The organism is Bacillus sp. FSL M7-0003 (assembly GCF_038628485.1).
GTDB classification, from domain to species: domain Bacteria; phylum Bacillota; class Bacilli; order Bacillales; family Bacillaceae; genus Bacillus; species Bacillus safensis.
The window spans coordinates 2778508-2802574 of record NZ_CP152024.1; the positions used below are offsets into that span (position 1 = coordinate 2778508).

The window sequence follows — 24067 nt, forward strand, 5'->3', positions numbered from 1 at the left end:
CAGCCCCCCTTATTGTGGTATTTTTAATTTTTGTCCAGGAAAAATCCAATGCCCTGGCTGCTTAATATTGCGTTTACTTCGTTTAATCATCGCTGCTTTATTGGCATTCCAAATACGCCGCCATTTTGTACTGTCACCATAAAATCGGCCTGAAATGGCCCATAGCGTATCCCCTTTTTTGACGGTGTACATTTTTGGTGGTGTTTTTGAAGGCCGCTTCTTTTTCGTTTGTTTTGCTTTTTTCTTTCGTTTAATTTTCCTAGGCGATGCGGTTTTATATTCCTTTAACTCGATTGTAAATTCACGATCGCCAATATCATATGACCCTTCCTTGTGGGTAAAGCTTTCAATGCTGCACGTCATATTGATTTTTGTCCCAGTTACAATCAACCGCACAGATTTCTTTGAACGCATCATTCGTTCAATTTTCGCGATCGCATTCTCTGGTGATGGAATGCTTTTATATTCAGCAATCGGCGAATATTTCTTAGGAAATAATGAGGTGAATGATACTTGTTTCGCCGATGGTACGTCAATAAAGGTCAGTTCTCCAAAAGAGGCGACCTTTACCGTTTCATTTTGTACGTTATTTGTGATTTCGAGTTCGGATGGAAGGACAGGGAATCGCAACTTGTCCTTTCCTTGGGAAATCCACAATTGATACACTGATTTACCCATCAATTACGACCCCCTTCGTTCCTGTATGAATCTCTACTTCTAGTTCATCTACAAGCATTTGTTTAATTTTTTCGACTAGCGATTGCTGATCTTGTCCATTATGGAAATGCTGATCTCCATTGAATTGAATCGTGATTTGTTTATTACCTGGCGATGTTGTACTGCCAGTAGACTGAGCTGAGGTAACTTGCTGCATCTGTGCTTCTGGTAAAGGAGCAGATGCATTTGATGGATCATATACTTGCATCCCAAGTGCTTTAGCTGCCTGCGTCAATAAATACCTTCCGCGAATGCCTCTTTCCTCAGGAATAATCCATTCGTGTTTATTTCCTTCACCGACTCTAGCAACCTGCTCTTGAGTAATCAATCCGCCATTTGCATAGCCTTTATAAGGGCCGCCTCTTCTCATACTTCGTAATCCCGGTGTGTTGAAGACTGTTCCATATCTTCCCTTAATGTAGTTAATGGCTGCTACGGCATTATGAATTGGGTTCCAAATGTCATTCATACCTTTGCCTTTATTGGAATTAAAAGTCGGTCCAATGGTTTGCATTAAGCCTTTAGAAGGTGTTCCCTTTTTGGCGTTGGAATCCCATAAGTTGATCGCTCTCGGGTTTCCATTTGATTCATGCTGCGCGATGGTCATCAAACCAGGTAGCCAGCTCATAGATGTGCCAGTTGCCATGAGAGCTGCCATAAGCCATTGCTGAACACTAAGACCTGAAGCCCCCATCCCGCTGAAGGCACCAATCAATGAACCAGCCTGATTTTCAGCAAATTTTTTCACATCAACTGAGTCAAGCCCTTTGACGACACCGATCGATGCAAATTTCCCAAGACTCATCATGACGCGTGAAGGGGAATGAATGTCTAATTCTTCTCTAAACGCCTGCTCTACTTTCTTCGCCATTTCTTTGGCCGCTTGCGTAACTTCGCTTCCTTTGGAACGCATGCCGCTGTTAAAGGCGTCAATCATTCCTGAACCCCAGCCTGGTGATTCTTGTTTCGCTTGCAGGAATGGTTGTTTAATGTTTTGATCTACGTATTGGCTCGTGCCAATTGATGTAGCATTTTGGCCTGCTGCAAAACCACTAACCGTTCCAGAACCCCAAGTGGGTGATGCTGTCATCACTTGTTGGTAGGGTGCTTTTACACGACTTTGCAAGAAGCTATCTGTTCCTGTTGGTGTCATCTGCTGACCATTTGCAAAGGCAGAAACCGTTTGCTGACCATACTTACCTGAGTCTGATGTCAATTGACTAAAAGGCTGCTGAATATTCTTTTGTTTCCATTGATCAAGGGAGATGACTTTACGGTTTAATCCTTGTTCAAAATCGTTATTAAATTGCTCGCCAATGCTAGAGGCTTGAATGCCCCCAGTCATCGAGACCGATCCGTCTATTGAACCGACAGAAGATGATGAAACTACTGCTGGAGGAGCTGGAGAGCTTGACACTCCGCTTGGTACAACAGACATTCCAAGTTGAGAAGCTGCCTGTGCCAGCAGCATTTTTCCGCGTCCTCGGTTATTTTGAGTTGGTATAACAAATTCGTTACCTGCTTCACCGACCCATGATAAGGTTGGCTGGGTGATATAGCCGCCTGTGGCTTTTTTACCAGGTTTAAAATCCTTTTTCCCGTTTTCTCGACCTTTTTCAAATTTCACAATATGCCTACCAACGAATTTTGCGCCTTCACTTTTGATTAAATCCCATGAATCTCCTAAAATATTTTTACCCCAAGATTGAACATTACTCCACTTTCTTGACCACCAGTCTTTATTAAATAGAGTTGAAGAAATAGTTGCTTTTGCAGTTGACCAAATTGTTTTTGATTGTTCCCATTTACTTTTTGACCAACTTTTTACGTTATCCCACTTTTCCCCCCACCAATCTTTGTTAAAGACCGTTTCACGAATTTTCCCTTTAATTGAATTCCATATGTCGACTGCGCCATCCCATTTTTCTCTGGTCCATTTTTTTACATTATCCCACTTCTCTCCCCACCAATCTCCGTTAAAAACAGTCTCACTAAGTTTCCCCTTAATAGAATCCCATATTTCGACTGCACCATCCCATTTTTCTTTGGTCCATTCCTTTACATTATCCCACTTCTCTCCCCACCAATCTCCGTTGAAAACGGTCTCACTAAGTTTCCCCTTAATAGAATCCCATATTTCGACTGCACTATCCCACTTTTCTTGAGTCCAGTCCTTGATAGCATCCCATTTTTCACTCCACCATTCGCCATTAAAGACAGTAGATTCTAAAACTCCTGTAACGTATCCAGCTTGTTCTGCCCACCATTCTGAATTGAACAGTGTATTCGATGCTGTTGTTTTTATATCTTCCCATTTCTCACTTAAGTTTCCTAAAGACGTTTCTGCAGAAGTTTTAACACTCCCCCACTTTTCACTCCACCATTCGCCATTAAATAAAGTGTTTGAAATATTCTCTTTAAGTTTTGAAGTATCAAATATCTCCCCTAATTTTGATCCACCATAAGTGCCAGCCATGCTTCCAGCAACACCACCAATTGCAGCTCCTACAAATGGTATTGGAATTAGAGCCTGACCAATTGCAGCTCCACTAACTCCTCCTGCAAGACCTCCAGAGAAACCACCTACTTTTTCCCCAACGTTTTCTTTGGTTGTTCCTATTAAATCTGTTGCACTTAATAAGTTCCCCAATACAGGCACTCTTTTTAATAACTTACTACTTCCTCTACCTATATTTTTTAATGAATCGCCTAAACTACTTAACCCGCCGCTACCTTTCATCAGTCCAGCAAGTCCCGCAACTGAGGCTACTATGCCTGTAGTTTTCTTCAATCCACTAGGGATTTTTTCAAAAATCTTACCTGCATTTGTTTTCAGTTTTCCTAGTCTACCTGAAGGTCTTCTATTTCTTTCAGCTCTAGAAATGGCGGTAGGATTTGCGGGCTGCCTTTGAGTACGGCCATTTCTATTTCTAGTTCTATTAGAACCACGCCTGCTTAACCCTCGAGCACAACAAGGGCAACAGCTATTACGAAACAAACCTTTTCCTTTTTGTTTATTTGGCTGCGTATTAGGAGTTGGATTTGTTGATGCTTCAGTCGTTTGACTTTGAGCTGAAGAGTTACTGTTGTTCTCGCTTGATGGATTTTTCGGGCCAAGGATCAAATCTAAGCCTTTGTTAAACCATTTATCTAAATACTCCTCAGGATTGATTTTAATCTTCTCACTAATTCGTCCGATTACTTCTTGTTTGTATGCGTCGATTTTCGTTTCAATCCAAGGGAGTGCATTATTATCCCAAAAGTTTCTAGGACTCAATTTTTCCTTCAATTTATCTGAAACGTCACCTGCATATTTTTCAATTTCTTTTAGGGCCTTATTTCCCAAATTACCCAACCAGCTCTGTTTGTTTTCATTCGTTTTTGTAGCAGCTGTTGCATTAGGTTGCTTTTTTACTTTCTTTTCTTTCACAACAGACTCTGCCTGATCTCGTTTTTTCAACTTACTTTTTGCATTGTCTTGAACAGACACTCTGATTTCGTGTTTGGACATCGTCAAGCTTTTGAGTGTCTTTTTGATTCGTTGAATTGCAGCGGTGGCTTGGTCAACCATGTTTAATCTCATATAGTACGTTCTGTTGATGAGCTGAAGGATTGATTTTTTGATCGATGACATTTTCGCTGACAATTGATCGTTTAGTTTAAACGTCAGCATAATGGGACTTGTCCCCATTTGTTTCAAACGATCTATGTTGGATTTAATGACATCCAGCCCCTTCGCTTGAAAGGATATGACCAGATGATTTGGAAACATATTTAACTGATTGTTCAATGCTTTTAGATCCCGATAGATTCCCTGATCCAGTCTCATAGAAAACACTGAAACTTTCCGCAGCGATAAAGTGAGGTTTCTTAATTTCTTTTCATCCATTTCCAGACTTATTTTCACTGGTTTTCTAAATGGTTTGAGCTGCTTCTCAAACGTTTGAAATCGTTTTTGAATGCGTAATAACTTCTTCGACACCCGGTCTTCTAATTCAAATCGTGCTGTAAGTTTCGCCAATTATTTACCTCCTTTCTTTGCTTCTTTTTCTAGCATGTCTAGCTTGTAGCTGATGAGTCCGAAAAGGAATGCTTTGAACGGTCTTGGTGATTCGTATAATTCAAGGAGTTCAGATGGGGAGTAGTGAAGCTCGTGCATTGCGTAATATAAAAACACCGCTTCTTTATCCCCATCTTTTATTAGTTTTTTGCTGCTTCTTCTAAATCTTCAATTTCATCTTCGAATCCGTTGATTTCGATCGCTTTGTTTAACCAGTTCGCATATTCACCGCCGACTGACAGGACCCGTTTTGCTACTTCAACTGGATCTTGTGTGCTGTAGGCTTCTCTTAATTCCTTTGAGCGGAAATCTGGATAAATCGTCGATTCAATCGCAATACGTGCGTAGAAGCGCTGGCTGTCTAAGTCTTTCACGCGTCCTCTGCCTTTGACATTTTTGAAGGTTGTGTTTTCTTTTTCCAATTCATCAATACGTTCAGTTGTAATAGCTTTAAAGACAAAAGGAATGACATTCCCTTTTTTATCAACAAAACGCTTAGAAATCGGTACTTTGACTTCTTCCGCTTCTACTGTTTGTCCTGGCATAAAAAATGAAAGATCAAATGTTTGTTTTTCACTCATGTTTAAAAACTCCCTTTGTTATGTTTTTTTGAATGCAAAAAAGCACATCCATTTTTGAATGTGCTTTCCAATCTTTTCATGTATAATTTAAATTGTACAATTGAACGGCTTGCTCAAGGGCGTCTGGCTCATCCCCGATAGGAAGGGGGTGATGCATATGTCAACATTTGAAGCGATTTCCCTTATGCTTTTATTCGGGATGTTTATCTTTACTTTGTTGACGTATATAGACAAAAAATAGACTCCCCCTTGAGCTGTGGAAGGTTAAAGGGAAGTCTACCTAAAGAACCTATTCGATAAGCCAGCCCCTTGAAGGGCCTCATTGTACATTGCCTGGATGTTAGAGCATCCTGGCTTCTTTTTATTTTATGCAAATTGCTTTGCAAGTAAACATATTTTAATGAATCGAATACAAGACGTTACCAGACGAAATGAAGACGGCATCAAGACGGTTGTATTACAACTGCATTATAGCATATTCAGCTGTTATTTAGCTAATTAATTAGCTAATTTCCTCCACTTTTCTTAGAATGTATTCTTCAGTTTTTCAGGCAGGTCAAAGTCCTCGAATGTGAAAGGAACTTCTTCTTCAAGTGCCTCTGAATCAACATCCAATCCAGCGATTTTAGCAGAATCAAAGTTGACATCAAATAATGTCACACGCTCAGTGCCACGGCCTGATGATTTATCGTCAATTACCGCTTGAAGAGTGAAATATGGATCTTCTCCTTTTTTCACATAATTGAGCATTAATTGAACGAAACGGGACGTAACTTTATAGAATGTTGCCGTTCCTGTTCCATTTGCTCCCGTTGTTTTATGGCCAGTCATTCGGCGGCCCATGACGTTGACTTCTGATTTGTTTTTCTCCACGTTTGCTTCGAAGGTTTTGATAAATGCAAGTTCCTCACCTTCTAAGAAAAGACGACCTTCTTTACCTGAAATTGTATTTTGCGCTTTAAAAGCCATCTTACTTCACCTCCACATTGAAATAGAATTTTTCTGCTGCATCTACTGGCTGAACCGCTAAATCGATGATAAATCCATCACGATCTTCATTGAGACCGATCACGATATCTGTTTCTGAATTAAAGCCTGTAATACCGCTGCCATCTTGAAGCTGTGTGAGATACTGGGTAATCAGTGTTTTCACAAGCTGCACACCATCATCTGATGCTGGAATGTCATTGCCATTGGCTTTACGTAATTTAATCAGATTTTTTAATTCGAATGTTAAATCATTGTTGATCGCATCAAGCACACGAATGATTTTGTTTTTCGCCATTTGCTGGTTCTTTTCAGCTGTGAAGCTTGTCAAGGAGTTAATATCTTTTTCAACACTCACCGTGCGATCTCGCGCATCAAAGGTGAAAAGGAACTCCCCTTGAGATAATCGGTATTCGACTTGATCATTGTCAAGGCGTTCTAATGTATCGACCGCTCCTTCGTATTCAACAAAGGTCAGTGACTGATTGAAATTTGCTCCGGCACTTGCACCTGCGACCCATGCTGTTGTTTGAGCAGGTGTTAGTTCGGTTCCATCTTCGAGTACAACACCGCTTGTCACATTGATGATTCCTTCTTGGTCCGCTGCATAATTCGCCACAACTCCTTGCACCTTACGTCCTTGCTTATCACGTAAACGTTCGATAAATGAAGCGAAGGTTGCTTTTAATTGCTCACTATTATCGACTGGAAGGGCAATGACATCAAAGTATTCTGTTTCTGCTGCTTCTAGGAAAGCTGTATAATCTGCGACACTTGCCACGCCATTTTTCCCGCCGCTTAGTGCCACACCAGCTGTGATGACAGCTTCACCTTCACCAGAAAATTGAACGTATTTGTTTTTCACAAGATCTTTCACATCAGTGACAACCTGTTTATCCACAATGTCTGTTCCAAGATAAGTGATCACATCGCGTTTTTTGCTATCAAGTACATTTTCGGCGACTTGTACTGTGATCTCATTTCCTTTTTGGCCGCCATAATTTGCTGTGACGACAAAATTTTCAGCAATTTCGGCTTTGGCCGGCTCTCCTTCATTGAGACGGTAAAGCAAGACCGTTTGCGCTTTTTTCTTTGCTTCACGGAAAAGAAGAAGTGTCTTATCATCAATGTTAAGTCCAACCTTTTTATTTAAATCTTCCATATTTGAAACGGAAATAAAGGTTTTTGGTTCTCCCCAGCTCATCACAAGGGGAAGTGCCACCGTACCTCGATCGCCTAAAGTAATTCGCTGCTCTGCTGTTGTTTTAAAATTAAAGTAAATACCAGGACGCTTTTTCTCTGTACCTGGTGTAAAAGTGCCTCCGTTCATCCTTTAAACCTCCTTGGACAAAAAAGCATCAATGTGCTTTTTCGCTTCTGTTTTTGTAATTGGTTGATGTTTGATATAAAAAAGAGCCCCTTCAAGGATTTCTGGTTTGACCCCAAAAAGATCCTTACTGTGCTCCTTCAAGGCTTCAAATGAAAAGCCAAATTCTTTTTCTTCGCCGGCTGTTTGAGCAGGCTGAGCATGTTTAGTCTTGCTCACGTTTGATCACCCCATCTGAAAAGTTGATGTCTTCAAGGCTTGCCTCTTTGTCGCGGTTATACCAATAGCTGCTATCCCACGTCAGGACAATCGCTGCTACGCCTTGATCTATCATTCTTGTTTCCACTCTTTTTATGCGGACATAATCATCAAGCACCTCTCCGTCTTCACTCACCATCTGAATGATTTGACGATCAGCAAGCAATGCATCAACGATTGTTTCTGCCGCATCATGTGCTTTTTCTGTATCAATATGAAAGACTTTCACTTGCAGCGAATAAGATTTCATAAAGGTAGAGACCGTATCTGGACCACTGATTACTGTCACAGGCGGCACATAAACGGATGGCACTTGAAAGCGTTCTGGCAAAAGACGATCATACATTGTCACAGGAAAGTGTGTGTAGATATAATGCATGATTGCCCCGACTTCTTGATTCATTCCATCACCTCCCAAAATGTCGATCGAACCAGCTTTGGAGCTTTCGATCCAGCGACTGTTCAAACATTTGCTCATAGAGCATGACAGCATGATCCCAGTAGCCATTTCCATCAATCCATTGAGAGGCAAGCATCATTCCGGTACTTGCATTCGGATCATATTCAAAGCGGCTGCCAGTCCATCTGCCAGGCAACCATCTTCGCTCTCCACTTGAAGAAGTGGCATGTCCGTCATTGACATAGGAGGCATATTCAAGCTGCGTTCCCACTTCAAGTGTGAGACCGCCTTTTGAAATGAGAAAATGATTCTCCTTATCGCCTTGTGTAAAGGAACTAAGAAGCCGGCCTGTATCGACAGCATTCTCCTTGATTAATTCATCCTGAATGATGTCTAAAAACTGCAGGCCCATGTCCTCCAGCCAATCTTGATATTCTGCCTTTAAGCCGCCATCACCCGCTGTCTGCAGCTGTGAGAGCAGCCGGTCAAGTCCATCAATTTTCATAGATTTTCCTTCCTGACTGCCATCACTTCGATGTGATGATTTTTCACTTTTTTAGGCTGCTGTAATTTGAGTGACACGCCATTCCACACCATTTTGTCATGCAAGCGAATATCACTTCCTAAAGGAAAATGGACAAGGTAGGATTGATAAATGACTGTATTCGGCTCTTCTTGCACAAGTGACTGGTTCTTTTCTATGACATAACAAGCTAGATCGGCTAGGCTGGGAGCATCGGGATAGGAAAGTGTCATTTGTAAATCATCAGCTGGAATTCCAAATTTCCCGCGGGCAGACTCCTTATGCTCAAGGTGAAAAAGATCACAGCGGTCTGTTAATAGAGATTGATAGCTCATAATGATCTCACCTTTAGTTTGGCACTGCCGCCGGTCAATGTTGGTTCAATGTAATCTACAAGCAGGGCATATACATAGGGTCTGCCCTTCACTTGATCAGCTGCCTTCGCATATGAATAATCGCCCATTTTTTCTGACGTAAAGCCTTTCATCATAGATTCATCATCATTCAGCATGGCAAAATATTGGGCCATTTTTAATAATGCGATTCTTGCTTTTTCAGGGAGGGGCTGATATTTTTCGCTTGAGAAATCGTGACCTACGATCTGAAATACCGCAGCTTCTGCTTCGATAATATCTGCTGTCAGTCTTTCCACAGATCGATTTTTCACACGATCAAAGACAGAATAGGCTTGCAGTTCTTCAGCAGAAATGATCATGGCCTGCCGTCACCTACTCTTTCACTTTCATCACTTTTGCTACAGCATCCTCTTCCTCAAATTTGCTGTCTAGCTTCGCTGTGAGGACAATAATAAATTTACGGCTGCGAATATCTTTTTCTACTTCAATTCGAATATTACGAGAGAAACCTACGATAATATTTTTAGGGTGTGTCAGCAAAATATCTGATACGTCTGTTCCCGCTTCGTCATATGGCTGCATATTGGCAAGACCTTTGACCGGCACACCAAATGCAGAAGAAAGTCCGCCTTGAATGGCCGCATCTCCAAGGCCTGTCTGGCGGTTTGCTACTTGATCCTTCCATTCAACCTCTAAGCTTGGGGATGTGTAGAAACGGAAATCCTGAGGTACACGTAAATATTTTGACGGCATCGCTTTATAGGCTTGCTTAAACATTTGGCGGCTGATTTCCGCTCCGTTTGCATCTACGATATGAGAGACTGCTTGTTTTCTCACGCCATCCATTTGAGCTAAAAATGGATCTGCTGAAGTCGTATCGCCATTGACGATGAGCTCTTCAATGTCAACGGCTGCTCGTTCAGCGAGCATTTGCATAATCGTCTGCTGAATTCCGTCTTTCTCAATATTGTTTTCAATGCTGTCATAGGTCATATGAATCTCTGCGATGACCTCTTTCGCATTTAACTGGACAGTGCTTGTCGCTGGGACAACACGGTCTTTCGCATCAAGTGCTTTGCCTTCTTCTGCTGGGCGCAAAATACGCTGGCCAAAGCCGATTTTTTCGATTTTTTGTGAATCACTTTCCATTGGAATGATACGTGCATCATTTAAAACGGTTGGTGTATTTTGCATCATTCTAATGAATGTGTTGGATTGGGTTGCGTTCATGAGACCGCCGGTTTTTAAGCTGGCAAGTGTCATTTCGGCCTTGCGAATCAACTCTTGATTTCTCACACTGTTTCCTCCTTATTTAGGCTTATAGTAAGCCATCCCATATGGGCTTTGTACTGTCGTTTTGTGTATCGTGGATTGTTTGTTTTGACATACCGCGCGCTTTTTCAAGCATGTGAATCCGCTCTGAAATAGGCAAAAGCTGCTGCTGAAGCACTTGCTCAAGCGCTGCTTTTTCTCTGCTGGCTGATTTCTCTAAGGAAGAAAGCTGATGACGAATCGGTGCAACGACTTGCTCAAGCACCTTTTGGACAGGTTCTTCCTCTGTTTGATCTGTTTCCTGCTGTTCTGCCTGCTGTAAGACGTTTTCAATGGCCATTTTTGCTTTTTCAAGCTCTTGTACTTGCTCCGTTGTCAGAGCGGCATCTTGTTTTTGTACGGAGGCTGGCCTTTCACCAATCGTTTGAAGCACATCCTCTGTCTTCAAAATGTCCTGCACGATTGGCAGCAATTGCTCAAGCGCTGATCTTACACCCGCCTCATCACCATCACTTGACTGTAAGGCTTCCAGCAGATGGTCTAAAACGCTCCAAAATTGTTGTGACATGTTTGCACCTTCCTCTTTCAAAAAGAAATTTTTCAGCAAAGAAAAAAGCCCTCTCTCATTTGTGCTTTGAGATAGGAGCTGATCTTGTTCTTCTATTGCTACGATGTCCGCCGTTCCAGCCATTGAATACCCTGTAATGTGGCCTTTCTGAATTTGATCCCAAATCTCTTGGGAAGCCTTTGTTACAAGTACCCAAGATCCTTTTCGAATCTGCTCACCGCCTACCTCAAAATCAGCGGGGGCAATGTATGATTCAACAACCTCGCCCACACCATGTTGAAAATCATGCTGCTTGTCAATGTGGCGGGCATCCTTCATAAAACCATGTGCCGCTCTTTCAATTTCTTTGGCAGACATAAAGTCTTGATGTGCATCAGGTGTATTCGGTTCATACACGACACCATACACAAGGCGATGAGCATCTTCTGCCTTTGTCAGCACACTAACCTCCTTTTGAAAGTCAGGCCGCTTTTTCTTTGCCTTCATCAAAAAGAATTTCTTTTTGTTTGCTGCTCTGTCTACGTAGGAAACATGCGTAATTTTTGCGTTTTTTAATTCTCTTGGCATATGTTCACCCCCTTTCAAAAAAGCGCACGCGCTTCGGTTTATTCCTTCAACTGATTCGTCTCTCGTTGAGACTCTTGTTCGGCTGATGCCATGCGGCTTTCTAAAGGTCTGTGATAGAGATCCTCCGGCCATTCCTCTAACGTTTTCCCAAGGATACGTCCTGCTAGATCTCGCAAATCGTTTGGTGACACTGCCCCAGCCTGAATAAACGGTGTCAGAACCTTGGCAATCTCTAATGGATCTCTAAAGTCAGGACCATTTAATAGGAAACGAACATGCCAAATATCAAGATCCGGCAGGAAAAGTGTATTGAGCTTTCCTGTGATGAGATGCCGTTCAGGCTGAAATACCTGTTCTTCTGTTGTTTTCCGCGCCGTATCGGCTGTCGCTTTGTTATAGTCTTGAGACTCACCTGTGTAAATAGGCGGCAGGCGAAAAGCAGAGCGGATTTTGTTTCTTGTTTTTTCATCGTATTCTAAAAAGAGTGCATCTTCTTGCAAGATCTCTGCTAGGGATTTAAAATTCACTTTGACATTTGAGACATCTTCTTCTCCAGTTAACCCTTTTTCTGTCGGGAGTCCTTCAACTTCAAGCAAGAGAAACTTATGTGCATGATCAGAGCCTTCAATATCGTCCATATAATCCTGAAGCTGCTGATAGGAAGACTCAGACAGCATTCCATTTTCGACAATGATGGCACCAGGTACATGCCGCCCTTGTTTAAAATAAAGATAGTTCAATTCTTCTGCCTTGCGTGCCCCATACATATTGACGATGTTGCCAATCCAGCGGGGAATCCCATACGTTCCACTGCCTATTTTAAAATGAATCACTTCTGTTGCGCGCAGCGGCTCTGGGGTGGTGTCATCGTATTTGCCTGTTTCACAATGTAAAATGCGCGGATCACCATACTCCTTGAAGAAGACTTTCTTTTCATTGATCACCTGCACATATTTCCGGAATCGTTTCTTTCGATTCATTGTTTTCAATTCGCCGTTTTCTGTATACCGGAATTCAACGTCAACTGGCTCACTAAGCTTGCAAATACGGATATGGAGCGCATCTAAATACTCGATTCCTGCCGGCTTTCCCTGACCATCTCGGAGAACCTCTAAAAAACCATTCCCCGTTTTCTCCCGGTCTTCGATGACATAGCCAAGCACCACATCAGCAGACTCATCATAGTTCATGTATTTCGTAAACTCTTCAAGTCTTGTCCATTCCTTCTCTGCTGCTTTCTTTTTTGCCGGTTTCACACCTTCTGCATTAAAGTCAAAGGCATATTCTACACCAAAACCAAAGCCTAAAATATTGGTCTTATACGCATCAATACATTGCTGAAGAATGGTTGAATATTCTGCCATGCTTTTTAATTCATTGATATTGTAAGGCGGGGGAACAATGTCATCTTTTTCGTAGGAAAATTCATCTGCATACATTTGTTTTGTATGATCAGACATGTTTGCCTTCATAATGGTTGCTTTCAATTGTTTCATTGTATGGACCTCCTCTCTCTGTTTGGACGGACACGCTCTGAGGCGGTCTGCTTCAAATCTGTCACTTCATAATCATCCAGCGCATACCAGATGGCTGATAAAGTGTGCGGATCGATTTGAAATTCATCTTCCTCTAGACGTCCATCCTTATCTGCCTTATAGGTTAGTGATTGAAGTTCATAGATGGTATATGGACAAGCATCAGAACAAATAATTTTCTTAAACCGTTTGATTTTTTTTGTATACTGCAAACGTGAGCCTTGGAACTTATGTGCTGCTACCATTTGAAAGCCGCGCTGCCGAAAATAGTGAATGGTTTTAGGTTCGGCTGCGTCGGCTTTAATCAGTTCCTTTGATTCAATGAACTCTTTCAAGTCAATGGCTGTTTCATCATCTGTTTTCCCGCGGTCGTAATATTCCCAATAAATATATAAGTACTTTTTTTCATGATCGACAGCTAACCGAATGAGCGCATTGTATGATTCAACAAATCCAAAATCCATGCCTGCTCGCTTCAGCGGTCTGTCAATCTGCTGAATGGCTTCTAATACATCAGAATGGCTTCTCACCTCAAATTGAGGAAAAACCTTTGTGCCATTAATGCCGAAATACCCCTTCCTCGCAATGCGATAGAGATCTGGATCATACTCTTTCAGCTCATCCAGCTGCTTCACGTAGCTTTTAGGAAGGAATAGGTTATCTTCCGCCGTGGAGTGATGGTAATACGTATCCTTGATGACAACGGTTCGCTTTTTGTATAATGTTTCGTCATCTAAAACAAATCGCTTCAGCTGTTCATCTCGAAAAAAATGTCTGTACGTCCAATTATCCTGACCAACAGGATTCGTCGATAACATCATATAAAGCGGTAAGGACGGATGCCTCAGCCTTCCAAGCAGCTCTTTAAAGCCTTCATAAGAAACCTCTGAACATTCCTCAATCCAAATGATCGAAATGTTGTTGATCGATTTCAATTTTTCAGGCTTGTCCAGTCCTTTAAATAGGATGCTGCTGCCGTTTCGAAATGTTAGTGCAAGCGGCGAACTTCGGCACTTTACCACGTGGTCGATGCCGAGGTCGCTGACGATCTCTTGTAATAAAGAAAAGGTTGATTCGCGGTGCGTATCATACACCTCCCGAATGACAAGTGCTGTCCGTTTTTCTTCCAGCAGCTTTAAAACGAGCTTTAAAGCAATGTGATAGCTTTTAGAGGAGCCATAGCCCCCTACTAAAAATTGAAACTTTTGATTCCAATCGAATAGAAAGTGTTCAAAATGAGGATTGACTTCTTTTTCAATCAATGGCGTCATGAGTCGTCCTCTTTTCGCTTGATCATGATTTGAAGATCTTCCTCTTTTTCTTCACGCACTGCTTTTTTCGTTTTTTCGATTGTCAGTTCAATTTGCTTCAGCCTTAATCTTCGTTCATCCTTCGCATGTGCGAGCTCTTCAAACTGTTTTATTAAACGCCTGAGTTCACCCATTGCACGGGATTGTGCATTTAAAAACGTCGCATGCCGATCCCATGAAAATTGAAACGAATATTCTTCTGAGGTGATGTCTAGTTCTGTCTGAATGCCTTCTCCTGTTTCTTCTAATGAAGAAGGCATGTATGCCGCCTTTTTCAGCTCTTTGATCATGTCCTCTTGATCTGCTACATACATGATTCGCTGCGCCCGAATAATGGCTGCATATTGAATTTGAATTTGATCCCAGATTAAATCAAGCGATGTGCGTCCATCCATTTTCTCCATGATTTCAATCGTTTCATCTGAAAGAAATTGATTGAAAATCGAGTGTGCTTGCTTTGACGAAGTTTTTTGTCTTTGCCATCCGTATCGCCTTTTCCACGATTTGACGGTATGGATCGAGACATTGTAATGATCAGCAATTTGCTGGTACGTCATCCCCTTCATATAATCCTGCTTGGCCTCTATCCGTTTATCTTTCATTTACATTCACCTGCCGCCTCCTTTTAATTCGAATGATTCCCTCTGAAGGAATCATTTGTGTAGGGCTAGCAAACATTCGTTTGGTCTTTCTAACTATAGGTGGCAACTGTAAGACAAGCTTTCACTGATTTATTTTCGGATAGAAAAAACGCCTATTCAGCAGCTCTGAATAGGCGTTCTTGTACTTTTTTGGACATCTTCGTCCGCGCTCTTTCCATATGTTTTTGGACAGTTCCTTTTTTGACATCCAGCATAACCGCAATCTCGCTAAACGATAACCCTTGTGTTGTGTGCATAAAGAATACGTCCTTTTCTCGATCTGTTAAAACAGACAAAGCTTCATCAATTCGTCTTTTGTCTCTCTCACTGACTTCTCTTTCTTTCTCTTGAATAAGGGTATATTCATGTGATAAAGCCTCTAACACTTCTGGATTTGCGAGAATGGTACGCTGATAGACTGAACGTCTGTCTAATCCTCTGCGCGCACCTGGCTCTCTTCCGATTTGAAGCCATTCTACTACATATTCCAGATCGCTTACCATACTGGCGATCATTTTTTTATCATGCTTGTCTTGAACGGACAGCTGATGTTCTTCTTTTTCTTTGAATGGTTCATATTGTTTTCTAGCATTCTTTAAAGCTCTTTTATATTCAATGAGTAAATCTTGCATATTGGCTCTCTCCCTTTTTTTAAGAAAATAAAAAACGGACACCAATCAGGCCCCCTTTTAGCAGGGTCTTGATCAGTGTCCGCAGGCTTTCCGTCTTGGACATAATATTGTGCTTTGATGTGTTCAGTCAGTTAGCTGATTTTAAAACCAATCTCGTGATCTACTCTTGCAAAATGACCTTTTGCCGTTTGAATAATGGTTTTTCCATGTTCAGGTACATCCATTTTATAAGCCGTTCCTACATTCCCATCTAACACGATGACTTGAATTTTTCCTTTTTCCATCTCACCGACAAATGTTTGGTTTTCTTGAATGAATAGTTGTTTTGGCTCGTTCATATGCTTGTCTCCTTTTTTGGTGATGGCCTCGTGCCACCACCTACCGTATTGATAATGATTTCAACTCTTGGACACATACTATAAAACTGGGAAACTCTTAAATCGACCAGCTGCAGAGGGACTTCATCAGCTATAGAATGAAGTGCTTCTTGAATATGCTGTAGATTCGGCTGAAAGATGCTGACGTGTACTGGGCGTATCAACCCTTTTTCTGCGTATGTACGCTTTTTTTGGCAGTCAGCTATGTCAAACGGCATGTGATCAAATAAACGAATTTCAAGTGATAGTGCGCCTTTTAATTTTTGGGGGCATTGCCCTTTTGCAGCTGATCGTATTCTTTTCATCAATGTCTCTTTTGTTAACAAATGCTCATGTTCAATCATTAAATGGATGACCATGTTATGATCTCCCGTCATCCTTTGACCACTGGCGGATGTCTTGTTCGTTTTTACTCGCTTTGAGCAAGCATTTCAAAAATGTCATGATTTGCTTCCATCGTTTCACGTTGCCCTGATTCCTCCTTTTTTGTATCATCGACCTTAGCCTCCAGGAGGGTCATATATGTCTCTTTCTCTTCTGCTGTGGCAAAAACAAACATCGGTTTCTGACGATGAAAGGCGATCCAGCCGCCAGCTTGGTCTAAACAAAGCTGCGCTTCTTTTCTAGCATCAAACGTCAGCTGATGTCTCATCTTCTTCAGCTCCCTCCAAGCTGTCCTCAATTTCTGTTTGGTATCCATATCGTTTCATGTCATATAACCAATAGCTTTTTGGATAACCAAAGTCACTCATCTGAGTCACCATTGGATGTTCAATATTCATTCTGCTCGTCTCCCCTTTTCTAAGAACCGATCTTTTTTTAAAGAATTACTCTTTTCGTGTAACTTTTGGCCAAAAAAAAGCTCTTGAACCCCGGTATTCAGCAGATCTGCAATATGCTTTGCTATTTCTAAGCTAGGCTTCGTTCTGCCCATTTCGATATTCGCATAGCCGCTTGTGTACTTATATCCCAATTTTTTCGCCATATAGGTTTGTGTTTTACCTTGCAATATGCGCTCTTCTCGTAAATTTTCAAGTTTCATCTGTCCACCTCTTACTCAATATGTGTAAGTTATATTCATTATGATAATATACACGTAACGAGTAAGTCAATCACATTTTTATTCTTTTTGTGTATTTATTTATCTTTTCCGTGTAATTCATGATAAAATTTACTCATAACATGAAAAAAGGTGTTTCTGATGGATAATTTGACTGGGAAGATTCTAACTGAATTAAGAGAGAAGCATGGATGGAGCAAGTCAACAGTTGCTAAAAAACTCGGATTAAAGGCAATGTCCACTTATGCAAACTGGGAATACGGCTTGAGAAAACCCGACGGTGAAATGATTGTGAAAATTGCCGAGTTATATGGGGTCTCAACCGATTATCTTCTCACAGGTAAGGACAAAGGCAGGCCCGATGACGATCTTGCAGACGATCCTGATTTGCAAATTGCGTTTAAAGCAGCCTCAGATTTTTCCGAAGAAGCACGAAGACAAACCATCGATTTTATTAACTACATTAGAGAGAAAGAGAAGCAAAAAGGTCGTCAGCCAAAAAAGCGTGACGACAATTGATCATCTCTTTTCATCTGCTTTACGCTGGGACAAACCCAGCTTTTTTTATACCTCTTTTTCCCTTAAAAAAGAAATAGCATATGAATAAAAAATCATGTCTTTTCCAACAAATATGTGACAATTTTCACCATAATTACTCTTTTTTTCATATATTTAATTGACAAATAATTCTATTATTATTAATATATGTATATATCAAAAAAAAAGGAGTGTTACCGATGAAAAAATTCATGAAAGCTTGTATATTGTCTTTAGCTGCTGTTGGTGCTCTTACGTTCTTCCAAACTGAAGGTGCCCATGCAGCTGCACAACCTAAAGAACCAGTTATAGAAAAAGCTCCTATTATGAATAAAGTAATTACGATCGACCGTAAAGTTAAGGTAGGATGGTCTGGTGCTTTTTCAATTCCAATCAGTAAAATAAATTTGTCAGGTAGTACTGATGCTGTTGAACTGAAACAAACTGCTCCAAATTTCACTTGGATTTACTTTTTAAAACCTGGCTTTGTTAAAGTATCTTATCTAAATTCAGATGGTGAACTTGTGATTAACAACTATACAATTACCTACTAAAACTCTTTTAAATTTATTAAACTTAAGGCGATGACATCATATCATCGCCTTTCATAATGTGACAATTCTCTAAAACGAGCTAGACATTCAATTCTTGCTATAGATCAACCAATATGTTAACTTTTATTTATAATAAGTTGACATATTAAGGGGCTGATGATGATAAAACACATATCTTTGTCTTGGGAAACGATAGCAGAGAAAGCTCTGAAAAATGAACCGATCACGGCGCAAGAGGGTCTAGACATTCTTGAAGCTGACGATAGAGAATTGTTACCTATTATGCATGCAGCCTATCAAGTGCGATTTCATTTTTTTCAAAAAAAGGTGAAATTAAATATGATTTTTAACGCGAAAAGTGGATATTGCCCTGAGAACTGTGGATATTGTTCACAGTCGATGATTTCAAAAGCACCAGTTGAAAGATATACAATGCTTGATCAAAAGACCATTGTAGCTGGTGCGCGTGAAGCTCTCAAAAGAAAAGCCGGGACTTATTGTATTGTGGCAAGCGGGAGAGCGCCTTCTCATAGGGAATTAGATGAAGTCACAGCAGCAGTCAAGGAGATCACTGAAACAATGCCTTTGAAGGTGTGTGCCTGTCTTGGGTTATTAAATGAAGAAAAAGCGAAGCGGCTGAAGGAAGCGGGTGTTCATCGGTATAATCACAATATCAATACACATCATGATCATCATGCTCACATTACGACAACTCATACATACAATGACCGTGTATCGACCATTGAGCAGGTCAAACAGTCCGGCATGTCACCTTGCTCAGGGGTCATTATTGGAATGGGTGAAACCAATCAGCAAATTGTTGAAATGGCTTTTGCGCTCAGAGCACTTGATGCGGATTCAATTCCAGTCAACTTTCTTCATGCCATCGAAGGAACACCGCTTGAGCATCAAAAACGAACACACCCAATCAAAGCATTGAAAGTGCTGGCAATGATGAGATTTGTCAACCCAACAAAAGAAATTCGGGTATCCGGAGGCAGAGAGTTTAATTTACGGACACTCCAGCCGCTCGCACTTTATGCCGCAAATTCCATTTTTGTTGGTGATTATTTAACAACAAAAGGCCAGCAAGTCCAAACGGATCATCACATCATTGAAGATTTAGGGTTTGAAATAGAAGAATGTGCGTTATAAAAAAAGTCTGCCGATTCTCCGGCAGACTTTTAAGATTAGAATCTTTTATGAAAATCGACAGTTCCGCTTCCATCTTCTCGGTCAAAGCTGCCAACAAACGTCCAGTTAATATATCCACCGTCGCCATTATTGACAAACGTACCATCTTCAAATACCCAAATACCAAACGTAATACCGTCATATTCAACACTATCATAGTAAACAACATTGTTCAGACCGCTAAAGTCGTGGTCTTGGCTTAAGTTTTGGACAACAACGTTGTAGTTTTGACCTGCTTCATAGAACGCACTGTATGCCGCATTTTTTACGAATCCATCACGATTTTGAGATGATTTTACTGCTTGTTCAATTTTATCGGCAATGGCTACTGGATCAATTGAGACACTTCCATCAACACCTGTTGTTGTAGCAGCTTCAGCCGTTTGACCAAAAGTCGTAAGAGATAGAGGGGCAGCAATCATTGACGTAGCGATGACAGAACCAACAAACATTTTGCTTGTTTTTCTCATTATTTCTAACTCCTCCTTTAATTGGTATGTTTATGTACTACCCCTTTATCTGTCCCTTAAACACTAATTTATGAAAAAAATTCTTATTCTACCAATTAAGAGGGGGTTTTTACTGTTTAATTAGGCGAAATAACAAAAAAACTACCCTTATAAAAGAGTAGTTTCAGATTGTTGACAAAGGGCTAAAATGATCTTGATTTTAGCCCTTTGTCTTCTTTTCAGCGTGATAGAAAACCTTTGCAGTCTAGGAAGGGCGAGCACCGGAGCGGAGCGAATTCGACATTCGTGAGCACTGGAGCGCAGACCTGACACCGAATGCGAGGGTTTGTCTACACGCTGAAATTACTCTTTATAAAAGAGTAGTTTACAGTATTACATGAACAGGATAAATAAAATCACACCTAGGATAATTCGGTATATCGCAAAAGGCACCAGTTTGATTTTATTGATCAGTTTTAGGAAGAATCGAACAACAAAGAGAGCCACAACGAACGCACTCACAAAGCCGACGATAAAGAATGGCAGCATGTCCGGTGTTAAATATTCGGCATTTTTCACAAGGGTTAACAAGCTTGCTCCTGCCATAATCGGCATCGCCATGATAAATGTAAAGTCTGCCGCAGCACGGTGATTCAAACCAAGAATAACCCCGCCTGCGATCGTCGAACCTGAGCGCGAAAAGCCTGGCCATAAAGCTAAACATTGAAACAGTCCAATATAAAGCGCTTGTCTGTACGTCATGTTATCGACAGAGCTTGTTTCTGTTTTTCGTTTATTGATCCAGTCAGCGACAAGCATCAGCACTGCCCCTAAAATCAAACCGACAGCGACCGTTCTGACGTCAAATAAGTATTTATCAATATAATCTTCAAATAAGAATCCTAAAATGACGGCTGGAACAAGTCCAACTGCAATTTGGGCGATGGTCAGTTTATGCCCGCTGCGCTTTTGCTCTTCGGTGATATTTTTCTTTAAGCCCAATAAGTTTAAAATACGATCTTTAAACACGATCATAACAGCTAAAATTGAGCCTAACTGAATCACGACTTTAAATGTGTTGGCCGCTTCTGGCGTAATAATATCCTTTGATTTTAACCAAAGATCATCGACAATGATCATGTGACCTGTAGATGAAACAGGTGCGTACTCTGTTAATCCTTCGACAATTCCTAAAACCAGTGCCACGAATAAATCCCATAGATTCATGATTTTCTTTCCTTTCAATTCTGATCTTTTGAACACGCCAAACATCTATGTCCACATAAAGACAAGCTTCCTTCATCGAAAGCTCGTCTTTATGATACTATATTTTTTTCAAAAAAAGATTATGACATCAAACCTTTTCTTCTTTATACAAATTGGACCGCATTTTGAACCAATCAAATAAGTGAGTCGTGATGACCTTCAGAACGGCATACGTCGGAATAGCGACAATGATGCCGACCACGTTAAACAATTTACCAGCTGTTAATATAACAAAAATAATCGTAATGGGATGAATATGAAGATTTTTCCCCATCACCTGAGGAGAAATGAATTTCCCTTCAACTAGCTGAACCACTGTCCAGACTATAATGAGTTTTAACAGCATTACTGGTGACGTCACAAGTGCAATCACAATCGCTGGTGTAATCGCAATTGTTGGACCAAGGTAAGGCACTATGCTTGTACATGCAGCAATGATAGCGAGCAGCAGCGCATAGTCAAGTCCAATGATCATATAACCGATTAACAGAAGAACACCGATACAGAAGCTGACAATGATCTGTCCGCGAATATACGAGCTCAGACGGTGGTTCATTTCGTGAAGCATGATATGTGTATGTTCCCTCATTTTACTTGGGAAAAATTTCAATAGATAGTCAGGCAGCTTTTTACCGTCTTTTAATAGATAAAACAGAATAAACGGCACAGTCACGATCGAGATGATGACTTCTGTGAGCGCCCCTAAGAATGTTCCTACACCGGTAAAGGTGCTTTCCAAAATCTTCGTCGCTTGACTGGATGCTTTACTTACTAATTCAGACACGTTAAAGTTCATCGAGTTTTGCACTTGATTAATAAAGTTACTTCCTGTTAATTGTCTAATTTGATCTTCTACCGTATCGACGTATTTCGGAAGATTATGAAATAGACTCATGGTTTGAGCTTGTAAAAAAGGAATAATGGACACGATGGTCACTGTAATAATCCCAATAATGACAATATATAAAAGCAAAATGGAATAGATCCGCTTGATTCTTGCTTTCTCTAACAAGTTGACAATTGGATTTAATAAATAATACACGACCCCCGTTAAAATAATCGGTAAGGCAATGGTTTTGACGAGTACAATGAGCGGTGTGAAAATAAATGATGTTTTCATGAAAACAAGGATATTCAATCCAATTAATAACAGGACGAGTAAAAAGAGAACAAACTTGTTATCAAGAAAAAATTTTCTAAATCGACTGCTCCACATTTGCATAGAGTTCATATCGTTCCTCCAAACACGGGCTATTTTATGAGTAAATTGTACACTACTTGATCATGATATGGTGGTCATTGTTTCAGCTTTTTTTCCCATTTTGCAATAGACATCACCCATACAATGAGAATCGGCTGTCCAACAAGCCTTATCCATAGCAAGGCTTGTTCTGTATTTTCTTGACCTGGAAATGGTATTCCCTCACGAGCAGCAAATAAGTTTGCAGGGAAAATGAGTACAAGATAGACAGCAATGGATTTTGCCGCTGTAATCCTGACATTTGGCAAAAGCAGCAGCACGGCCAGCAGCCATTCAAAACATGCAGTCGCATAGACCATTACATATGGAAATGGCCAGCCTGGCATCATGCGGGCAAAGCCGCTCGGCTCTATCACATGAAAAATACCAGCCGCTATGAATAAAAGCGCAAAGATGTATGTACTTCCTATATGCAGGACGCGCTTCATGTTTCCTTCTCTCCCTTCTATCCTGAGTATTACCCGAAGAAGGAAGAAACTACCCACTTTTCGTACATTTATATCCTTTATGTAAGACGTTTCAGCCTATATAAAGGTTTCATCCGCTTGTCAATAAAAAGAATATTCTTTCATACAAACGCTTTCAAAGCATGTATAATCAGAGAAAAGCAGAAGGAGGGAATCACATGATTCGATTTGCTGTCATCGGAACGAACTGGATTACAGATCGGTTCTTACAAGCTGGTGAAGAACTAGCTAATTTTACATGTACAGCCGTCTATTCACGGTCCGCTGAAAAAGGACAGGCCTTTGCCGAAAAATATGGGATTGATACGGTTTTTACGAACTTACAACAAATGGCGGAAAGTGATACGTTTGATGCCGTGTATATTGCGAGTCCAAATGCCCTTCATAAAGAGCAAGCCATGTTGATGATGGAGCATCAAAAGCATGTTTTATGCGAAAAACCATTCGCCTCTCATCGAAAAGAAGTGGAAGAAATGATTGCCGCAGCGAAAAAACATCACGTTTGTTTGATGGAAGCGATGAAAACGACATTTCTGCCTAACTTCCTTCAAATCAAACAGCATCTTGATCAGCTTGGACCTATCAGGCAAGTGGTCGCGCATTACTGTAAATATTCTTCAAGATACGATGCCTATCGAAGCGGTGAGCTTCCAAATGCCTTTAAGCCTGAGCTATCTAATGGTTCTTTAATGGATATCGGGGTGTACCTCGTTTACCCAGTCATATCCTTATTTGGTCTGCCGAATCAAATCACCGCGAGAGGCTATAAGCTTTCTTCTGGTGTGGATGGGAACGGTTCAGTCCTTTTACAGTATGACGGGCATCAAGCACTTCTTTTTCATTCTAAAATTTCAACGTCTCATTTATCGGCTGAAATTCAAGGCGAGGATGCTACGATGGTGATTGATCAATTCCACCGTCCTTCACAAATTACGATACATGACCGTGACGGACATCAAACTGACATCTCTCTCAAAGATGATCAGCCAGCTATGTCTTATGAAATGAATCATTTTATTGAGTGTATTCAGCAGGGAATGGGGCAGTCTCCGGTCAATACATTTGCCTTATCTGTTCAAACCATGTCTGTCATGGACGAAGCGAGAAGACAAATGGGCGTGATGTATCCTGCCGACAGACAAAATGTATAGGGCATGAAATGAGGAAC

At 40.9% G+C, this 24067-nt stretch carries 30 protein-coding genes; 4 read left to right on the forward strand and 26 right to left on the reverse strand.

The window, feature by feature from the left end; genetic code table 11:
- Positions 1-9: 9 nt before the first annotated feature.
- From MHI23_RS14350 to MHI23_RS14455, 22 genes are all read right to left on the reverse strand, one after another.
- Positions 10-678 carry a LysM peptidoglycan-binding domain-containing protein gene (locus MHI23_RS14350; protein WP_024425897.1) on the reverse strand — a complete coding sequence of 223 codons (669 nt, stop codon included), beginning with the start codon at positions 676-678 and terminating at the stop codon, positions 10-12.
- Positions 671-4738 carry a transglycosylase SLT domain-containing protein gene (locus tag MHI23_RS14355; protein ID WP_342492027.1) on the reverse strand — a complete coding sequence of 1356 codons (4068 nt, stop codon included), beginning with the start codon at positions 4736-4738 and terminating at the stop codon, positions 671-673. The genes MHI23_RS14350 and MHI23_RS14355 overlap by 8 nt, the downstream gene beginning before the upstream one ends.
- Positions 4739-4876, reverse strand: a complete 138-nt coding sequence (locus tag MHI23_RS14360) for a hypothetical protein (protein WP_095357030.1) — start codon at positions 4874-4876, stop codon at positions 4739-4741.
- Between the two features lie 41 nt (positions 4877-4917).
- Positions 4918-5358 carry a phage portal protein gene (locus tag MHI23_RS14365; protein WP_012011040.1) on the reverse strand — a complete coding sequence of 147 codons (441 nt, stop codon included), beginning with the start codon at positions 5356-5358 and terminating at the stop codon, positions 4918-4920.
- Between the two features lie 525 nt (positions 5359-5883).
- Positions 5884-6327 (reverse strand): phage tail tube protein, encoded by a 444-nt coding sequence (locus MHI23_RS14370; RefSeq protein WP_024423257.1) that lies wholly within the window; start codon positions 6325-6327, stop codon positions 5884-5886.
- Position 6328: 1 nt separating this feature from the next.
- Complete coding sequence (locus MHI23_RS14375) at positions 6329-7675, reverse strand: phage tail sheath family protein (protein WP_342492028.1); 1347 nt, start codon at positions 7673-7675, stop codon at positions 6329-6331.
- A 3-nt stretch (positions 7676-7678) separates the two neighbouring features.
- Positions 7679-7891 carry a hypothetical protein gene (locus tag MHI23_RS14380; protein ID WP_034282476.1) on the reverse strand — a complete coding sequence of 71 codons (213 nt, stop codon included), beginning with the start codon at positions 7889-7891 and terminating at the stop codon, positions 7679-7681.
- The gene (locus MHI23_RS14385) at positions 7878-8333 is read right to left on the reverse strand and encodes a phage portal protein (protein WP_342492029.1); all 456 of its coding nucleotides are present in this window, start codon (positions 8331-8333) and stop codon (positions 7878-7880) included. The genes MHI23_RS14380 and MHI23_RS14385 overlap by 14 nt, the downstream gene beginning before the upstream one ends.
- 4 nt (positions 8334-8337) lie before the next feature.
- Positions 8338-8835, reverse strand: coding sequence for an HK97 gp10 family phage protein (locus MHI23_RS14390; protein WP_125586211.1), 498 nt, complete (start codon positions 8833-8835; stop codon positions 8338-8340).
- Positions 8832-9188: a YqbH/XkdH family protein gene (locus tag MHI23_RS14395; protein ID WP_059375836.1), complete on the reverse strand. Its 357-nt coding sequence runs from the start codon at positions 9186-9188 to the stop codon at positions 8832-8834. The genes MHI23_RS14390 and MHI23_RS14395 overlap by 4 nt, the downstream gene beginning before the upstream one ends.
- Positions 9185-9568, reverse strand: a complete 384-nt coding sequence (locus MHI23_RS14400; protein ID WP_024423261.1) for a DUF3199 family protein — start codon at positions 9566-9568, stop codon at positions 9185-9187. Before MHI23_RS14400 ends, MHI23_RS14395 begins: the two co-directional genes overlap by 4 nt.
- Positions 9569-9581: 13 nt before the next feature.
- The gene (locus MHI23_RS14405) at positions 9582-10505 is read right to left on the reverse strand and encodes a phage major capsid protein (protein WP_024425904.1); all 924 of its coding nucleotides are present in this window, start codon (positions 10503-10505) and stop codon (positions 9582-9584) included.
- A gap of 22 nt (positions 10506-10527) precedes the next feature.
- Entirely contained in the window at positions 10528-11616 is a 1089-nt protein-coding gene (locus tag MHI23_RS14410; protein ID WP_342492030.1) for an XkdF-like putative serine protease domain-containing protein, read from the reverse strand.
- 38 nt (positions 11617-11654) lie between these two features.
- Positions 11655-13112 (reverse strand): phage portal protein, encoded by a 1458-nt coding sequence (locus tag MHI23_RS14415; RefSeq protein ID WP_342492031.1) that lies wholly within the window; start codon positions 13110-13112, stop codon positions 11655-11657.
- Positions 13109-14410 (reverse strand): PBSX family phage terminase large subunit, encoded by a 1302-nt coding sequence (locus tag MHI23_RS14420; protein ID WP_192929568.1) that lies wholly within the window; start codon positions 14408-14410, stop codon positions 13109-13111. The genes MHI23_RS14415 and MHI23_RS14420 overlap by 4 nt, the downstream gene beginning before the upstream one ends.
- Before the next feature lie 8 nt (positions 14411-14418).
- Entirely contained in the window at positions 14419-15063 is a 645-nt protein-coding gene (gene terS / locus MHI23_RS14425; protein ID WP_024425907.1) for a phage terminase small subunit, read from the reverse strand.
- A 152-nt stretch (positions 15064-15215) separates the two neighbouring features.
- The gene (locus MHI23_RS14430) at positions 15216-15734 is read right to left on the reverse strand and encodes a sigma-70 family RNA polymerase sigma factor (RefSeq protein WP_024423267.1); all 519 of its coding nucleotides are present in this window, start codon (positions 15732-15734) and stop codon (positions 15216-15218) included.
- 131 nt (positions 15735-15865) lie between these two features.
- The gene (locus MHI23_RS14435) at positions 15866-16072 is read right to left on the reverse strand and encodes an XtrA/YqaO family protein (RefSeq protein WP_024423268.1); all 207 of its coding nucleotides are present in this window, start codon (positions 16070-16072) and stop codon (positions 15866-15868) included.
- A complete protein-coding gene (locus MHI23_RS14440; protein ID WP_342492032.1) occupies positions 16069-16470 on the reverse strand; it encodes a holliday junction resolvase in 402 nt (133 codons plus the stop codon). Before MHI23_RS14440 ends, MHI23_RS14435 begins: the two co-directional genes overlap by 4 nt.
- Before the next feature lie 50 nt (positions 16471-16520).
- Positions 16521-16763, reverse strand: coding sequence for a hypothetical protein (locus MHI23_RS14445; RefSeq protein ID WP_029706250.1), 243 nt, complete (start codon positions 16761-16763; stop codon positions 16521-16523).
- Positions 16741-16893, reverse strand: a complete 153-nt coding sequence (locus tag MHI23_RS14450; RefSeq protein ID WP_162860191.1) for a hypothetical protein — start codon at positions 16891-16893, stop codon at positions 16741-16743. The genes MHI23_RS14445 and MHI23_RS14450 overlap by 23 nt, the downstream gene beginning before the upstream one ends.
- On the reverse strand, positions 16890-17153 hold the full coding sequence (locus MHI23_RS14455) for a helix-turn-helix transcriptional regulator (RefSeq protein WP_342492033.1): 264 nt from the start codon (positions 17151-17153) through the stop codon (positions 16890-16892). The genes MHI23_RS14450 and MHI23_RS14455 overlap by 4 nt, the downstream gene beginning before the upstream one ends.
- A gap of 159 nt (positions 17154-17312) precedes the next feature.
- Here MHI23_RS14455 and MHI23_RS14460 point away from each other — a divergent pair, with 159 nt between their 5' ends.
- From MHI23_RS14460 to bioB, 3 genes are all read left to right on the forward strand, one after another.
- Positions 17313-17690 (forward strand): helix-turn-helix transcriptional regulator, encoded by a 378-nt coding sequence (locus tag MHI23_RS14460; RefSeq protein ID WP_024425910.1) that lies wholly within the window; start codon positions 17313-17315, stop codon positions 17688-17690.
- Between the two features lie 218 nt (positions 17691-17908).
- Complete coding sequence (locus tag MHI23_RS14465) at positions 17909-18262, forward strand: hypothetical protein (RefSeq protein WP_056765941.1); 354 nt, start codon at positions 17909-17911, stop codon at positions 18260-18262.
- A gap of 159 nt (positions 18263-18421) precedes the next feature.
- Positions 18422-19417: a biotin synthase BioB gene (gene bioB / locus MHI23_RS14470; RefSeq protein WP_056765938.1), complete on the forward strand. Its 996-nt coding sequence runs from the start codon at positions 18422-18424 to the stop codon at positions 19415-19417.
- A gap of 35 nt (positions 19418-19452) precedes the next feature.
- On the opposite strand, the gene MHI23_RS14475 is transcribed toward bioB, so the two are convergent.
- The 4 genes from MHI23_RS14475 to MHI23_RS14490 form a co-directional block, all read right to left on the reverse strand.
- Positions 19453-19926 carry a hypothetical protein gene (locus tag MHI23_RS14475; protein WP_024423274.1) on the reverse strand — a complete coding sequence of 158 codons (474 nt, stop codon included), beginning with the start codon at positions 19924-19926 and terminating at the stop codon, positions 19453-19455.
- 372 nt (positions 19927-20298) lie between these two features.
- Positions 20299-21132, reverse strand: a complete 834-nt coding sequence (locus MHI23_RS14480) for an undecaprenyl-diphosphate phosphatase (RefSeq protein ID WP_342492034.1) — start codon at positions 21130-21132, stop codon at positions 20299-20301.
- A gap of 127 nt (positions 21133-21259) precedes the next feature.
- Positions 21260-22402 carry an AI-2E family transporter gene (locus tag MHI23_RS14485; RefSeq protein WP_024423275.1) on the reverse strand — a complete coding sequence of 381 codons (1143 nt, stop codon included), beginning with the start codon at positions 22400-22402 and terminating at the stop codon, positions 21260-21262.
- A gap of 65 nt (positions 22403-22467) precedes the next feature.
- Positions 22468-22860, reverse strand: a complete 393-nt coding sequence (locus MHI23_RS14490; RefSeq protein WP_120207592.1) for a DoxX family protein — start codon at positions 22858-22860, stop codon at positions 22468-22470.
- A 197-nt stretch (positions 22861-23057) separates the two neighbouring features.
- Between MHI23_RS14490 and MHI23_RS14495 the strand changes: the two genes are divergently transcribed.
- A complete protein-coding gene (locus tag MHI23_RS14495) occupies positions 23058-24050 on the forward strand; it encodes a Gfo/Idh/MocA family oxidoreductase (protein ID WP_224426579.1) in 993 nt (330 codons plus the stop codon).
- Positions 24051-24067 lie beyond the last annotated feature (17 nt).